This is a genomic window from Streptomyces sp. NPDC018947 (genome assembly GCF_044390505.1).
Classification (GTDB): Bacteria; Actinomycetota; Actinomycetes; order Streptomycetales; family Streptomycetaceae; genus Streptomyces.
In genome coordinates this window covers 100,349-114,805 of record NZ_JBIRZD010000016.1, presented here as the reverse complement: position 1 = coordinate 114,805, position 14,457 = coordinate 100,349, and the positions used below count along the sequence as shown (strand labels likewise).

10 protein-coding genes and 1 tRNA gene are annotated in these 14,457 nt (G+C 72.1%); 1 reads left to right on the top strand and 10 read right to left on the bottom strand.

Annotated elements, in window-relative coordinates:
* Positions 1-151 precede the first annotated feature (151 nt).
* From ACH499_RS27580 to ACH499_RS27545, 8 genes are all read right to left on the bottom strand, one after another.
* Positions 152-1,297 carry an LCP family protein gene (locus tag ACH499_RS27580; protein ID WP_399019070.1) on the bottom strand — a complete coding sequence of 382 codons (1,146 nt, stop codon included), beginning with the start codon at positions 1,295-1,297 and terminating at the stop codon, positions 152-154.
* Positions 1,298-1,670: 373 nt separating this feature from the next.
* Positions 1,671-3,695, bottom strand: a complete 2,025-nt coding sequence (gene rho, locus ACH499_RS27575; RefSeq protein ID WP_399019068.1) for a transcription termination factor Rho — start codon at positions 3,693-3,695, stop codon at positions 1,671-1,673.
* 408 nt (positions 3,696-4,103) lie between these two features.
* A complete protein-coding gene (gene thrB, locus ACH499_RS27570) occupies positions 4,104-5,021 on the bottom strand; it encodes a homoserine kinase (RefSeq protein ID WP_399019065.1) in 918 nt (305 codons plus the stop codon).
* Between the two features lie 373 nt (positions 5,022-5,394).
* Positions 5,395-6,453 (bottom strand): threonine synthase, encoded by a 1,059-nt coding sequence (gene thrC / locus ACH499_RS27565; protein ID WP_356201694.1) that lies wholly within the window; start codon positions 6,451-6,453, stop codon positions 5,395-5,397.
* A gap of 6 nt (positions 6,454-6,459) precedes the next feature.
* A complete protein-coding gene (locus ACH499_RS27560) occupies positions 6,460-7,752 on the bottom strand; it encodes a homoserine dehydrogenase (protein WP_356201696.1) in 1,293 nt (430 codons plus the stop codon).
* Between the two features lie 151 nt (positions 7,753-7,903).
* Positions 7,904-9,295 carry a diaminopimelate decarboxylase gene (gene lysA, locus ACH499_RS27555; RefSeq protein WP_356201698.1) on the bottom strand — a complete coding sequence of 464 codons (1,392 nt, stop codon included), beginning with the start codon at positions 9,293-9,295 and terminating at the stop codon, positions 7,904-7,906.
* 18 nt (positions 9,296-9,313) lie between these two features.
* On the bottom strand, positions 9,314-10,369 hold the full coding sequence (gene nrtL, locus ACH499_RS27550) for an ArgS-related anticodon-binding protein NrtL (protein WP_399019062.1): 1,056 nt from the start codon (positions 10,367-10,369) through the stop codon (positions 9,314-9,316).
* A gap of 174 nt (positions 10,370-10,543) precedes the next feature.
* On the bottom strand, positions 10,544-11,041 hold the full coding sequence (locus ACH499_RS27545) for a response regulator (protein ID WP_399019060.1): 498 nt from the start codon (positions 11,039-11,041) through the stop codon (positions 10,544-10,546).
* A gap of 140 nt (positions 11,042-11,181) precedes the next feature.
* Here ACH499_RS27545 and ACH499_RS27540 point away from each other — a divergent pair.
* A tRNA-Arg gene (locus ACH499_RS27540) sits at positions 11,182-11,253 on the top strand.
* A 365-nt stretch (positions 11,254-11,618) separates the two neighbouring features.
* Here ACH499_RS27540 and ACH499_RS27535 read toward each other — a convergent pair.
* A complete protein-coding gene (locus ACH499_RS27535; protein ID WP_399019058.1) occupies positions 11,619-11,927 on the bottom strand; it encodes a hypothetical protein in 309 nt (102 codons plus the stop codon).
* Complete coding sequence (locus ACH499_RS27530; protein ID WP_399019056.1) at positions 11,927-14,242, bottom strand: DUF4132 domain-containing protein; 2,316 nt, start codon at positions 14,240-14,242, stop codon at positions 11,927-11,929. Before ACH499_RS27530 ends, ACH499_RS27535 begins: the two co-directional genes overlap by 1 nt.
* Positions 14,243-14,457: the final 215 nt, after the last annotated feature.

Sequence of the window (14,457 nt, the reverse complement as noted above, 5' to 3'; positions counted from 1 at the left end):
TCCTAGGTTCGGGAGGGCGCCGGGTCGCCGCCGCGGGATGCGGGAGCGTGAACCGGGGCCGACGTACCAGTCTGCCAGGACCGGCCGCATCTCCCAAAACCGGGGGTCGGGGGGATCTATTCCCGGGCGCCGCCGGGCGCCCGGGTGGTGCTCAGGACGCCGATACGACGGTGCCCGCCTCGCCGGTGGCGGTGTCCTGGGTCGCGCTCGCCGGGATGGGCCTGTCGTTCCTGAGCGCGTCCCAGACCTGGCGGGCCTTGGCCTGCTCGACGAGGACCCGGTTGCCGTCGGCGGGGTCGTAGACCACCGGCATGGTGACCATGTGCATGTGGGCGGGGTCGATGCCCTCGAGGCCGCTCGCGAAGGACATCAGCGAGTTCACCGAGCCCAGGTCGGAGTCGGTGGTGACGGTCTTGGTGGCGGTGTCGGCGATGTCGTACAGCTTCTTGGGGTTGCCGAGCAGGCCGATGTCCTTGACCTGGTGGACGAGGGCCTTGACGAACGCCTGCTGGAGCTGGATGCGGCCGAGGTCGGAGCCGTCGCCGACGCCGTGCCGGGTGCGGACCAGGCCGAGGGACTGCTCGCCGTCGAGCCGGTGCGTGCCGGCCTCGAGGTCGAGGTGGCTGTCGGGGTCCTTGATGTCCGCGGTGGTGGTGACCTCGACGCCGCCGAGGTCGTCGACGAGCTGCTCGAAGCCGCTGAAGTCGACCTCGAGGTAGTGGTCCATGCGCAGCCCGCTGAGCGTCTCCACGGTCTTCACGGCGCAGGCGGCGCCGCCGGTGGAGTAGGCGGAGTTGAACATCGCGCCCGACTCGGCCGGGTGCTGCGTGCCGTCGCTGCCGGTGCACGCGGGCCGGTCGATCAGGGTGTCGCGCGGGATGGAGACCACGCTGGCCTTCTTGTGGCCCTTGTAGACGTGCACGATCATCGCCGTGTCGGAGCGGGCGGTGCCGTCGTCGGTGCCGCCGCCGAGCTTCTTGTTGCCGCCGGAGCGGGTGTCCGAGCCGAGGACCAGGATGTTCTCGGATCCGTTGTCGGCCTTGGCCGGGCGGTCGGTGCCGAGCATCTGGTCGATGTCGACACTCGTGAGGTTGCCGTTGAGCTTGAAGTACAGGACACCGGCGCCGGTGCCGCCGAGGACCACGATGCCCGCGGCGGTCCAGGCCATGGCGAGCAGCGCCTTGCGCCGTCTGTCGCGGGGCTTGCGGCGGCGCCCCTTGCCCCGGTGGCGGGGTCCGGTGGTGCCGCTGTGGCCGGGGCCGGGTATCGAGGGGTCCGGCGTGCTCTCGGGTGTCATGTGCTCCTCGGTTCTCGTCCGGTACGTGTACCCCCTGCGGTCAGGGTCGGGTCGGTCCGGCCGGGTATCGGCCGTTACCTCACCATCGTCCCTCCACCGGCGAGGTGGAGAAACCCGGCACAGGGTTGCACAGCGACCTGTGCCGCCCGGGTCGCGAGACGAGCACGGAGAGTAGCGCCTTTCGAGGTGCCGAAGCCTTTCACCTGCGGATTCGCGGGGAGACGGCACGCTGTCGGCTCACCGGACGGTGACGTTCCGTGTGGTGAAGGTCTCGCCTTGGAACCGGCGGGACGGGGCACCGGCCCCGGCACGGCGAAAGGGCCGCCCCCGGACGGGGAGCGGCCCTTTCGTCGATGCGTCGTCGCCGACGGCCTCAGTCGCCGTTGCCCGGCGCCGGGGTCGTCTTCTGGATCTGCATGAGGAACTCGGCGTTCGACTTGGTCTGCTTCATCTTGTCGAGGAGCAGCTCGATCGCCTGCTGCTGGTCGAGGGCGTGCAGCACCCGGCGCAGCTTCCAGACGATGCCCAGCTCCTCGCCGCTGAGCAGGATCTCCTCCTTGCGGGTGCCGGACGCGTCGACGTCCACCGCGGGGAAGATGCGCTTGTCGGCGAGCTTCCGGTCGAGCTTGAGCTCCATGTTGCCGGTGCCCTTGAACTCCTCGAAGATCACCTCGTCCATGCGGGACCCGGTGTCCACCAGGGCGGTGGCGAGGATGGTCAGCGAACCGCCGTCCTCGATGTTGCGGGCCGCACCGAAGAAGCGCTTCGGCGGGTACAGCGCGGTCGAGTCGACGCCACCGGACAGGATGCGGCCGGAGGCCGGGGCGGCGAGGTTGTACGCACGGCCCAGACGCGTGATCGAGTCGAGCAGCACGACCACGTCGTGCCCCAGCTCCACCAGGCGCTTGGCGCGCTCGATGGCGAGCTCGGCGACCGTGGTGTGGTCCTCGGCCGGGCGGTCGAAGGTCGAGGAGATGACCTCGCCCTTCACCGACCGCTGCATGTCGGTGACCTCCTCCGGACGCTCGTCGACGAGGACGACCATCAGGTGGCACTCGGGGTTGTTGTGGGTGATCGCGTTGGCGACCGCCTGCATGATCATGGTCTTGCCGGTCTTCGGCGGGGCCACGATCAGACCGCGCTGGCCCTTGCCGATGGGCGAGACGAGGTCGATGATGCGCGTGGTCAGGACGCCCGGGTCCGTCTCCAGACGGAGGCGGTCCTGCGGGTACAGCGGCGTCAGCTTGTTGAACTCCGGCCGCCCGCGGCCGTGTTCGGGGGCCATGCCGTTGACGGAGTCCAGGCGCACCAGCGCGTTGAACTTCTCGCGGCGCTCGCCCTCCTTGGGCTGGCGCACGGCACCGGTGATGTGGTCGCCCTTGCGCAGGCCGTTCTTGCGGACCTGGGCGAGGGAGACGTACACGTCGTTGGGGCCGGGCAGGTAGCCGGAGGTCCGGATGAACGCGTAGTTGTCGAGGATGTCGAGGATGCCCGCGACGGGGATCAGGACGTCGTCCTCGTTGATCTGCGGCTCCTGGACCTCGTCGCGCCCACGACGGCCCCGGCGGTCCCGGTAGCGGCCGCGACGGCCGCGGCGGCCGCCCTCGAAGTCGTCGTCGTCCTGCTGCTGGCGGTCCTGACGGCCGCCGCCCTGCTGCTGGCGCTGACCGCCGCCCTGGTTCTGCTGCTGGTCGTCGCCCTTGTTGCGGCGGTCGCGGTCGCGTCCGCGGTCGCGGCGGTCGCGGCGGCGGCCCTCGCCGCCGTCGCCGTCGCCGCGGCCCTCGCCCTGGTGCTGCTGGCCCTGCGCGGAGGCGTCGCCGCGCTGGTCGCTCTTGGCGTCGGCGACGACCGTCTCGGTGCCGTTGGCCGGGCTGCCGGCGTCTGCGGTGGCGCGACGGCGGCGGCGCTCGGCGGGGGCCTCCTCGGCGGCGGCCGACTGGTCGGCGGCCGGGACCTTCGGGGAGGGCTGGCCGGGGATCTCGATCTGCTGCTGGGCGACGGCCTTGTCGGCGGCGGCCGTGTCCGTCTTCTTCTCGGCCTTGCCGGCCTTGTCCACCTTCTCGGCGGTGCCCTCGTCACCCGTACGGGACCGGGAGGTGGCGCGGCGCTTCGGCTTGGTCTCGCCCGCGTCCGCGGCCGGCGCGGCCTTGGCGGGGGCGCCCCCCGCGGCCTGCGCCTCCTTGATGACCTCGATCAGCTGGCTCTTGCGCATCCGCGCGGTGCCCCTGATACCCAGGCCGGATGCGACCTGCTGCAGCTCGGCCAGCACCATGCCCTCGAGGCCGGTACCGCGGCGCCGCCGGGAGCCGGCACCGGTGGCAGGCGCGGAGGCGTCCGTGGCGGGCGCGGCAGCGGTCTCCTCGACACGTGCGCCCATCAGATCGGTGGTGTCGCTCACGAAGGGTCCTTCCCTGGAGCGGACGTCGGCCTGTCTGGCTCGGCGACCGGTTGTGCTGTCCGGCTTCGGTCCTTGCTGTGTGAACCGTGCCGGGGCGGTGGTCCGCCCGTTCGGCGGAAGAAATATCTGGTGATGGTGCTTCCCCTGGCCGCGGCACCCAGTGTCTGTGTCACGCGGCGTGGTCGCACCGGTTCCGAAGCGTGCCCGGCGGGCCGCTCAGTGTCCGTGTCGGCCGTATCGATGACGTACGACGTCCCGTACACAAGGCGGCTTGGGGGGCTCCCGGAAGAATGTCTGTCCCGGACGGGGACACGAGGCACCTCGCCATGGTGGGGTCGGGTGCAGACTTGAGATTAACACTACCGGATCCAACAAACATTCCCCCTCTCGAAATCCGGCAACCGTGTGTCAGGTCGCCAGCGGCAGGACGCAGGCGCCCTGCAGGTCCAGGCTCAGCCGGTTGGCGGCCCAGTCCGCGCCCGCCAGTGCCTCGACCTTGTCGGCCGTGTCCTCGTCGGCCAGCGCCATCACCGTGGGTCCGGCACCGGAGATGACCGCCGGGACGCCGTCGACGCGCAGGCGTTCGACCAGTGCGGCGCTCTCCGGCATGGCGGGTGCCCGGTACTCCTGGTGGAGGCGGTCCTCGGTGGCCGGCAGCAGCAGCTCGGGGCGCCGGGTGAGGGCCTCGACGAGCAGGGCGGCGCGGCCCGCGTTGGCGGCGGCGTCGACGTGCGGCACGGTGCGCGGGAGCAGTCCGCGTGCCGTCTCCGTCAGGACCGGCTTCGCGGGGACGAAAACCACCGGAACGATGGAATCGGCGGGGTCCATCCTGATCGCGCGGGCGGCGCCGGCCTCCATCCAGGACAGGGTGAAGCCGCCCAGCAGACAGGCCGCGACGTTGTCGGGGTGGCCCTCGATCTCGGTGGCGAGGGCGAGCAGCGCGGCGTCGTCGAGGCGGGCCTCGCCGCCTATGGTCACCGCGCGGGCGGCGATGATGCCGGCGCAGATTGCGGCGGAGGAGGAGCCCAGGCCGCGGCCGTGCGGGATGCGGTTGGCGCAGACGATCTCCAGGCCGCGCGGCTGGCCGCCGAGGATGTCGAAGGCGGTGCGCAGGGAGCGTACGAGGAGGTGCTTCTCGTCGCGCGGCAGCGTCTCGCTGCCCTCACCCGCGATGTCGATGTGCAGCCCGGAGTCGGCCACCCGGACGACGACGTCGTCGTACAAACCCAGCGCGAGGCCGAGGGCGTCGAAGCCCGGGCCGAGGTTGGCGCTGGTGGCGGGGACGCGCACCCTCACGGCGGCGGCGCGGAACGCTGGACCGGCCATCGCTCGATGACTCTCCTTGAGCTGCGTGGTGGTTTCGGATGACGTCGATCGGCATCCGGTGACGAACAGGACCCCCGGGGCCGCCACCTCTGCCTGATGGGCGACCGCACCGCTGCCGCTCGCCGACCGCGGAGACAGCGCGGTACCGCGGCATATGCAGCGGGCTGGTTCGGTACAGCCTATCGAAGGAAGGTTCTGTGGCGACATAGGGCGCACAGGCGGCGCACGATGCGTGTCGTAAGCCCCCTGTGCACCCCCCTGTACAGGACTTTCCCGGGAGAGCGTCGCTTACGCCCGTTCACGCCGGTGAGAGTGGCGCATTTTTTTCCGCGGGCGGGACGGCCGGGCCGTCCCGCCCGCGCAAGCGGGTGTCTCAGACGAGGCCGAGGCGCTCGGCGGCCGTGGCCGCGTCGACCGGCACGGTGACCGGCTGCGGGGCGCCGGCGACGGCCCAGTCGGGGTCCTTGAGGCCGTTGCCGGTGACGGTGCACACGATGCGCTGGCCCGGGTCGACCTTGCCCTGCTCGGCCGCCTTCAGCAGACCGGCGACCGACGCCGCGGACGCGGGCTCCACGAAGACGCCCTCCTGCGAGGCCAACAGCCGGTACGCGCGCAGGATCTCACGGTCCGTCACCTCGTCGATGGCGCCGCCGGACTCGTCGCGGGCCGCGAGCGCGAAGTCCCACGAGGCGGGGTTGCCGATGCGGATGGCGGTGGCGATGGTCGACGGGTCCTTGACGACCTCACCGCGCACGATCGGGGCGCTGCCGGAGGCCTGGAAGCCCCACATGCGCGGCGTCCTCGTGGAGACGCCGTCGGCGGCGTACTCCTTGTAGCCCTTCCAGTACGCGGTGATGTTGCCCGCGTTGCCCACCGGCAGGACGTGGATGTCGGGGGCGTCGCCGAGCATGTCGACGATCTCGAAGGCGGCGGTCTTCTGCCCCTCGATACGCACCGGGTTGACCGAATTGACCAGCGCCACGGGGTAGTTGTCGCTGAGCGCGCGGGCGAGCGTGAGGCAATCGTCGAAGTTGCCGTCGACCTGGAGGATCTTCGCGCCGTGCACGAGGGCCTGGCCCATCTTGCCGAGCGCGATCTTGCCCTGGGGCACGAGGACGGCGGAGACCATCCCGGCGCGCACGCCGTACGCGGCGGCGGAGGCGGACGTGTTGCCCGTGGAGGCGCAGATGACGGCCTGCGCGCCCTCCTCCTTGGCCTTGCTGATGGCCATGGTCATGCCGCGGTCCTTGAAGGAACCGGTCGGGTTCGCACCCTCCACCTTGAGGTGGACCTCGCAGCCCGTGCGCTCGGAGAGCACCTGCGCGGGCACGAGCGGCGTGCCGCCCTCGCGGAGCGTCACGACGGGCGTGCTGTCGGAGACGGGCAGCCGGTCCCGGTACTCCTCGATGATTCCGCGCCACTGGTGGGTCATTGCTGGTTACTCTCCTTCAACCCGCATGATGCTGGCGACACCCCGCACGGTGTCGAGCTTGCGCAGCGCCTCGACGGTACCGCCGAGGGCGGCGTCGGACGCTCGGTGGGTGACGACGACGAGGGAGGCCTCGCCGTCCTTCCCCGACTGCCGCACGGTGTCGATGGAGACACCGTGCTCGGCGAACACGGTCGCCACCTGGGCGAGGACGCCCGGTTTGTCGGCGACGTCGAGGCTGATGTGATAGCGCGTGACGACGTCGCCCATCGGCGAGACGGGCAGTGCGGCGTAGGCGGACTCGCCGGGGCCGGTGGCGCCGCCGATCCGGTTGCGGCAGACGGCGACGAGGTCGCCGAGCACGGCGGACGCGGTGGGCGAACCGCCGGCGCCGGGGCCGTAGAACATGAGCTGCCCGGCGGCGTCGGACTCCACGAAGACCGCGTTGTAGGCGCCGCGTACGCCCGCCAGCGGGTGGCTGAGCGGGATCATCGCGGGGTGCACGCGTGCGGTGACCGATCCGCCGTCGGCGGCGCGCTCGCAGATGGCGAGGAGCTTGATGGTGCAGCCCATCTCCTTGGCGGAGGCGAAGTCGGCGGCGGTCACCTCGGTCATGCCCTCGCGGTAGACGTCGTCGAGGCGCACGCGCGTGTGGAAGGCGATCCCGGCGAGGATGGCGGCCTTGGCGGCGGCGTCGAAGCCCTCGACGTCGGCGGTGGGGTCGGCCTCGGCGTACCCGAGGGCGGTCGCCTCGTCGAGCGCCTCCTGGTACCCGGCGCCGGTGGTGTCCATGGCGTCGAGGATGAAGTTCGTCGTGCCGTTGACGATGCCGAGGACGCGGTTGACCTTGTCGCCGGCGAGGGACTCCCGCAGCGGGCGGATCAGCGGGATGGCGCCGGCGACGGCGGCCTCGTAGTACAGGTCCTTGCCGTTGGCGTTCGCCGCCGCGTGCAGGGCGGCGCCGTCCTGGGCGAGGAGCGCCTTGTTCGCGGAGACGACGGAGGCGCCGTGCTCGAAGGCGGTGGTGATGAGGGTACGGGCGGGCTCGATGCCGCCGATGACCTCGACCACGACGTCGATGTCGCCCCGTTTGACCAGGGCGGTGGCGTCGGTGGTGACCAGGGCCGGGTCGATGCCCTCACGCACCTTGTCGGGCCGCCGTACGGCGACCCCGGCGAGCTCCACCGGGGCCCCGATGCGGGCGGCGAGGTCGTCGGCGTGCGTCGTCATGATGCGCGCCACCTCTGAGCCGACCACTCCACAGCCCAGCAGCGCCACCTTCAGCGGACGCGTACGCATCATCCGACCTCGTTTCGTTCATACCTTCTACGGTGGGACCAGTCTCACGCACCGGACGGGATTTTCTTCGATTCGTCCGGATCCTGAGACATTTATTTCATTTTCGCGGGGCCGGACGACGGGAGATCTTCCACCGCCGCCCGCCCTCGCGTCGTCATCCGACGTCGAGACGGAGCAGGTCCTCCTCCGTCTCACGCCGTACGACGACCCGGGACTCACCGTCCCGCACGGCCACGACCGGCGGCCGCAGCACGTGGTTGTAGTTGCTGGCCATGGACCGGCAGTACGCACCGGTGGCGGGTACGGCGACGAGGTCACCGGGTGCCAGGTCGCCCGGCAGGAAGGCGTCCTTCACCACGATGTCACCGCTCTCGCAGTGCTTGCCGACGACGCGGACCAGCATGGGCTCGGCGTCGGAGGTCCGGGAGACGAGGGCGACGCTGTACTCGGCGTCGTACAGCGCGGTACGGATGTTGTCCGACATGCCGCCGTCGACGGAGACGTAGGTGCGCAGCCCGTCGAGCGGCTTGACGGTGCCGACCTCGTAGAGCGTGAAGGCGGTGGGGCCCACGATGGCCCGCCCGGGTTCGACGGAGATGCGCGGGGTGCGCAGCTTCGCGGCCTCGCACTCGCGCGTCACGATCTCGCTCAGCGCCTTGGCGATCTCGTGCGGCTCGCGGGGGTCGTCGTCGCTGGTGTAGGCGATGCCGAGCCCGCCGCCGAGGTCGATCTCGGGCAGTTCGACGCCGTGCTCGTCGCGGATGTCCTTGAGCAGCCCGACGACGCGGTGCGCGGCGACCTCGAAGCCCGACATGTCGAAGATCTGCGACCCGATGTGGGAGTGGATCCCGATGAGCTCCAGCCCGTCGAGCCGCAGCGCGCGCCGCACGGCCTCGGCGGCCTGCCCGCCGGCCAGCGGGATGCCGAACTTCTGGTCCTCGTGCGCGGTGGCGATGAACTCGTGGGTGTGCGCCTCGACGCCGACGGTGACGCGGATCTGTACGCGCTGGCGCCGGCCGAGTTCCTGTGCGACGTGGGCGACGCGGACGATCTCCTGGAAGGAGTCGAGGACGATCCGTCCGACGCCGGTCTCGACGGCCCGCCGGATCTCCCGCTCGGACTTGTTGTTGCCGTGGAAGGCGATGCGGTCGGCGGGCATCCCGGCGGAGAGGGCGGTGGTCAGCTCGCCCCCGGAGCACACGTCGAGGTTCAGCCCCTCCTCGTTCAGCCACCGCACGACGGCCCGGGACAGGAAGGCCTTGCCGGCGTAGAAGACGTCGGCGTCGGTGCCGAAGGCGGTGCGCCAGGCCCGGGCCCGGGCGCGGAAGTCGGCCTCGTCGAGCACGTAGGCGGGGGTGCCGTGCTCCTCGGCTAGCCGCGTGACCGGGATGCCGCCGGCGGTCACGACGCCGTCGGCGTCGCGGGTGACGGTGCGGGCCCAGACCTTGGGGTCGAGGGCGTTGAGGTCGGCGGGCGGGGCGGAGTAGTGCCCCTCGGGAAGGACGTCGGCGTGACGGGGCCCGGCGGGGTGTGCGGAACGGCTCATGGCGTCTTCGGAGCTCTCTCAGAGATGGTCGGGTGCGTCGATGCCGAGCAGGGACAGGCCACCGGCCAGCACCGTCCCGGCGGCTTCGGCGAGGGCGAGCCGGGCACGGTGGGCGGCCGAGGGTTTCTCCGCCCCGCGCGGGAGCACGGCGGCGAGGAACGGCAGCGTGGCATCGGCGACGGCGACGAGGTGCCGGGCGAGCCGGTCGGGCGCGTGGTGCGCGGCCGCCGCGGAGAGGACGCGGGGGTGGTCGCCGAGGGCGGCCAGGAGGGCCTGCGCGCCGGGGTCCCCGTCCAGGGGGCCGGGCTCGGCGGTGAAGGCGAGGTCGGCGGCGTTGCGGCCGAGGGCGCGGGTGCGGGCGTGGGCGTAGCGCACACGGAAGAGCGGGTTGCCCTCGCGCTGGACGAGGTGCTCGCCGCCGGTGCGGGGCCGGTCGTGGGCGGCGGGGTGGAGCAGGGCCCAGCGGCAGGCGTCCCGGCCGAGCCGCAGGGGGTCGGGATCGCGGGGGGCGGGCACGGGCCGGGTGTTCACGGCGAGCTCCGCGGGCGCCGGCCCGGCGGCGTCGACGCGTACGCCGAGGACGGCGGTCCACTCGGGTTCGAGGGGGGCGCCGCAGCTCGTGCGGACGAGGGCGCCCTGGGAGCGCAGGAGGCGGGCGGCGGCCTCGGCGACGACGACGGCCCGCAGTTCGTGCGGGCAGTGGAGCTGCACGACGCGCCCGTCGGGCCCGTCGGCGTACCCGTAGCGGGTGCCGCGGCGCAGGATCTCCTGGACCAGGGCGGCGGGGGCGGTGCCGTGGAGGCTGAAGTTGAGGAACCCGGGCCCGGTGAGGACGACGTCCGTGATGCCGTCGGCGTCGGCGAGATAGGGCCGCAGCACCTCGGCGACCCGGCGGGGGGGCTGTCCGGCCGGCCGGGCGAGCTGGAGGGCGACGTTGGTGGCGTAGTCACCGCATCCCCCGGGCCCCGGCGGCCCGACCACGACCCGCTCGGGCACGGCCACCCGAAGCTCCCCCGCGTCGACGGCGCGACGCACCGCGTGCAACACGGTGCGGGAGAGCTCTACGGGAGTCACGGGTCAAGCGTAGGGGAGGAGGGGGGTGGGTAGGCGAACCGGTTTCGCGGAGTCCCGGGATGTGGACGGATGGGGGTGGGGGCCGGCCCGGGAGCGGGGGTTCGCCTCGGGGGCGGGCCGGAGTCGCCGGCCGATGCCCGACGCATGTCCGCCGCCCCCCTGTGCGCTGGTCGGCTACCCGGTCGACTCGGCGGACTCGGCACGGGGAGAGGCGCCGCTCTCCCCGCCCGCTCCCCCTGGGGCCGCGGGCTTCCCCTCGACCAACTGCCGTACGAGAGCGACGAGCGTGGCCGGTTCGAAGGGCTTGGACAGGAAGGCGTCGACACCGACGTCGAGTCCGGCGTCGACCTCGAACCGCGTGGTGGCGCTGACGATGGCCAGCGGAAGATCCCGGGTGCGGGGATCCGCACGCAGCCGGGCGGCGGTCCGGAGCCCGTCCATCCGCGGCATGACGACGTCCAGCGTGATGGCGTCGGGCCGCACCTGATGGACGACTTCCAGACACTCGACACCATCGGCCGCGGTCACCACCTCGAAGCCCTCCAGCTCGAGGTTGACCCTGATCAACTGCCGGATGACCTTGTTGTCGTCGACGACAAGGACACGGCCAGACGCCCTAGGCACCATTCGAGAGTAGGTCCGCACCGGCCACCGCGTCCGGGTTTTCCCCACTTCCACCCCGTGCGAGGGACATGACCCGGCGAGGCTGACACCTCTCCCCGGACGCGAGCGGGAAAACCCGTTCCTGACCACCCCGGGCGAGCTGGTAGTGTTCTACCCGTCGCCGCGAGCAACAGCTCCCCGGCCGACACGCCCCCGTAGCTCAGGGGATAGAGCAACGGCCTCCGGAGCCGTGTGCGCAGGTTCGAATCCTGCCGGGGGCACCCTGTATGAGGTGCCCAAAGACCCCGTCACCAGCGGAAACGCTGAGGTCGGGGTCTTCGCGTATGTGCAGCCGTGTGCTCGGTTCCGTCGTCGGCGGTCGGGCAGGGGCTCTGAGGGCAAAAAACAGTCCCCGGTAGTACTGCACGTGTCCTGAAGCTCCAGTCGTCACTGTCGCCTCGGTATCGCGCCGGCTTGCCGGGGGCCTCAACCACATCCTGTCCAAGTCACTACGCCGACTAGACGTCCTTGTCGACTTCGTGACTCTTCCGGTGTTGTGGCCTACTAACCAGGGTCCACGCCGGATGCCCCGAGTCAATAGGTTTGGGGTAAGTTCTGGAGAATTTTCCTGCCGCGCTCGTCGGTCTCAGCCGCCGGCGAGCGGCAGCAGCTTGATGAAGACCAGGGTCGGGTCCTTCGTGAGGTCCACGACGGTGTCCAGGTCGTCGAGCTGGTGGTCGCCGGTGAGGATGAAGAAGCCGTTGGTGGTGAAGGCCTGCTCGGCCGCTGCCGTTCGGTGGGCGATGTCGGCCGGCATGTCGGCGTGGGACGCCTCCTCGCGGATCCGGAGGGCGATGAGTCCCCCCACCGTCATGCGGTCGGGCAGGCCCGTGGCCGTCCGTTCGGAGAGCAGCCTGCCGGTCGGGGTCTCGTCGCGGAAGGTCACCGTGGGCATCAGGCGGCTCGCTTCAGTTGGCGGAGGATGGTCTCGTCGGTGATCTCGGTGTCCGCGGCCAGCAGGAAGGCCTTGCTGAGGATGAGGGCGAGGCGTTCGTCGTCGAAGGGGAGGAACAACGTACGGTCCGCCGGGCGGCGGGCGGGGACGACGCAGAGGTAGGTGTCGTCCGGTTCCATCAGGATGTTGGCCGAGAACAGGTGGATCTTGTAGGTGCGCAGATCGCCGCGGACCCGCAGGAAGCGGCCGTCGAGGGTGCAGCGGTCGGCGATCTTCAGGCGGGGCAGGAGCCGTTCCAGTGCCTCCCGGCGCGCCAGCGCGCTCTCGGGCAGGCCGCCGAACGCGGTGCGCTCCCAGTAGGCGCGCCGGGGGCCGCTCTCGGTCCAGTCGGGGTCGGTGGCGATCGAGGTGACGCCGACGAAGAGGTCCACGTCGCGCATGGCCTCGCTGAAGACCAGTGGGGGCACGTCGGCGAGGGGGGCCTCGCGCCAGACGCCCTCGGTCAGGCGGTCGAAGCACACCCGGTCGGTCGAGGCCAGTTCGTCGTCGCCCGCCCAGTCGGACCAGACGTGGTGGAAGCGGACCCGCCACCGCCCCGCCGCGAGGACGCGGTCGGCCGCGTCGTCGTCGGCCCCGCCCCAGGGGCCGAGCCGGCGGCTCTCCCAGCCCCGGGCCCGGAACAGGGCGCGCATCCTGACGTAGTGGACGAGGTGGGCGGCGAAGCGGTGGGAGTGGTCGCGGGTCTCCTCCTCGGCCGGGGTGAGCCGGTAGATCTCGCGGAACGCCTGCTTGAAGGGCTGCCGTACGCGGTGCTCGGTGAGCAGGTCGCGCCAGGCCCGTACGGAGTCGGGGTCGGAGCGCAGGGGGTGCCAGAGCCGTACGGAGGCGTCGTCGGGCGCCGCGGGGAGGCGGTCGGACGTCTCGGGCAGTACGGCCGTCCACTCACCGGGGGCGACCTCGATCTCCCAGATCAGCCGGCGCACCAGGGTCCGGGCGAGGGGGTGTCCCGCCAGGTCGGTGCGCCACCGGGCGTACGGGTGGACGGCGTCGACGGTGTAGCCGCCCTCCAGGGCGCGCAGGAGTGTGGCCAGATGGGCGTTCACGCGTTTGACCAGGTCGCGCAGGTCCTTGACCAGGGCGGCGTGGTCGCGGCGGACCGGTGCCGGGAGGGCGCGCAGGGGGCGGCCGTCCTTCTCCCAGGTCAGTACGGCGGTGTCGGTGACCGTGACCACGGCCTCGTAGGCGCCGGCCGTGCGGCGCAGGACGCCGTCGGCGTCGAAGTCCAGCCGCGGCAGCCGTAGTGCCACGTCGGTCCGCTCGGCCAGGGCGGCGTCGGCCTTCTTGAGCATCTTGTCCAGTTGCCTGGGTACGCCCGCGTGCCGGACGGAGCCGCGGGCGGCGCGGAGCGCGGTGACGAGTTCCGGCGTGGGGAAGTCCTGTGCGGCGCGGGCCACCTCGTAGAGCAGGGCCTGCGACGGGAGGGTCCTGGCAGCCGTCGGGGCGAGGGCGATGCCGGGCAGCAGCCGGTCGAGCAGCGGGGGCAGCCAGGGCTCGTCGCGCAGCAGGGCGACGCGCAGGGCCTGGCCGAGCGAGGTGACCTCGCGGTCGGTGAACGCCTTGTCCGGGCGGTAGGGGATCTCCCCCGCCCGGATGGCGTCGGTGCGGTCGGCGGCCGCTTCCAGGGCACGGCGGGCGAATGCGGCGTACGCGGGGATGCCGGCCGAGCGGTGCCACGCGCCGGCGGGTATCGGGAGGAACCTGCTGTCGCGGTCCGTCCCGGACAGCAGGATCCGCTCGGCCGGGGTGAGGGCGGCGGCGACGGCGATCTCGTCGGCGACGATGGGGCCCACGTCGCGGGAGAGGTGTGCGACGGCCGCGCGCAGTGTCTCCTCCCCGCCGTGTCCCGCGACGGCGAGCAGGGCGTACGGCCGGCGCACGGTGTCCTTCGCCAGCCAGAGCTCGACCAGGGTGCGCACCGGCGCCGACAGGTCGGGCAGCGGTCCCGTGCGGTGCCGCAGCACGTCGAGGCCCGCGCCGAGGTCCGCCCAGCCGTGCTCCCGGCACTCCTCGACGAGCGCCTCGAACATGCGGCGGCAGGCGTCGGGGGTGTAGCGCGGCTGCCGTTCCCCGGCGGCGCGCACGACCGCGGCGCGGGCCATGCGGCGCGCGAGCGGGTCGGAGACGTCGATCCGGTGGGAGGCGACGAGCAGGCTTCCGAGCTCCTCGTCGGTGACCTGCGACAGGTCGGCGTCCCGGTGGTCCTCGGCGTACTCCGGGTCGGTCAGTGCACGCATCAGCCGGGCGGCGAGGGTCATCGGGTACCTCTCCTGGTCCGGTGGCGGAGCCCGGTGCCGTGCACACGGGTTCCGGCCGCCGAGGGGGTTTCGGGCATGGCCGGATCATGACAGGCGGGTCTGACAACGGGGATACGGCGAAGGGGCCGGGGACGGCGACAAAAATACCCCCGGGGGTACACGTGCTACGGTGGATAAATACCCAGGGGGGTAATCGACCGCGTGAAGGAGTTACC

Coding starts and splice junctions, on each gene's coding strand:
- ACH499_RS27580 (WP_399019070.1), bottom strand. CDS start 1,297: ATGACACCCGAGAGCACGCCGGACCCCTCGATACCCGGCCCCGGCCAC.
- ACH499_RS27560 (WP_356201696.1), bottom strand. CDS start 7,752: ATGATGCGTACGCGTCCGCTGAAGGTGGCGCTGCTGGGCTGTGGAGTG.
- thrB (WP_399019065.1), bottom strand. CDS start 5,021: ATGGCCGGTCCAGCGTTCCGCGCCGCCGCCGTGAGGGTGCGCGTCCCC.
- ACH499_RS27530 (WP_399019056.1), bottom strand. CDS start 14,242: ATGACCCTCGCCGCCCGGCTGATGCGTGCACTGACCGACCCGGAGTAC.
- lysA (WP_356201698.1), bottom strand. CDS start 9,295: ATGAGCCGTTCCGCACACCCCGCCGGGCCCCGTCACGCCGACGTCCTT.
- thrC (WP_356201694.1), bottom strand. CDS start 6,453: ATGACCCACCAGTGGCGCGGAATCATCGAGGAGTACCGGGACCGGCTG.
- ACH499_RS27535 (WP_399019058.1), bottom strand. CDS start 11,927: ATGCCCACGGTGACCTTCCGCGACGAGACCCCGACCGGCAGGCTGCTC.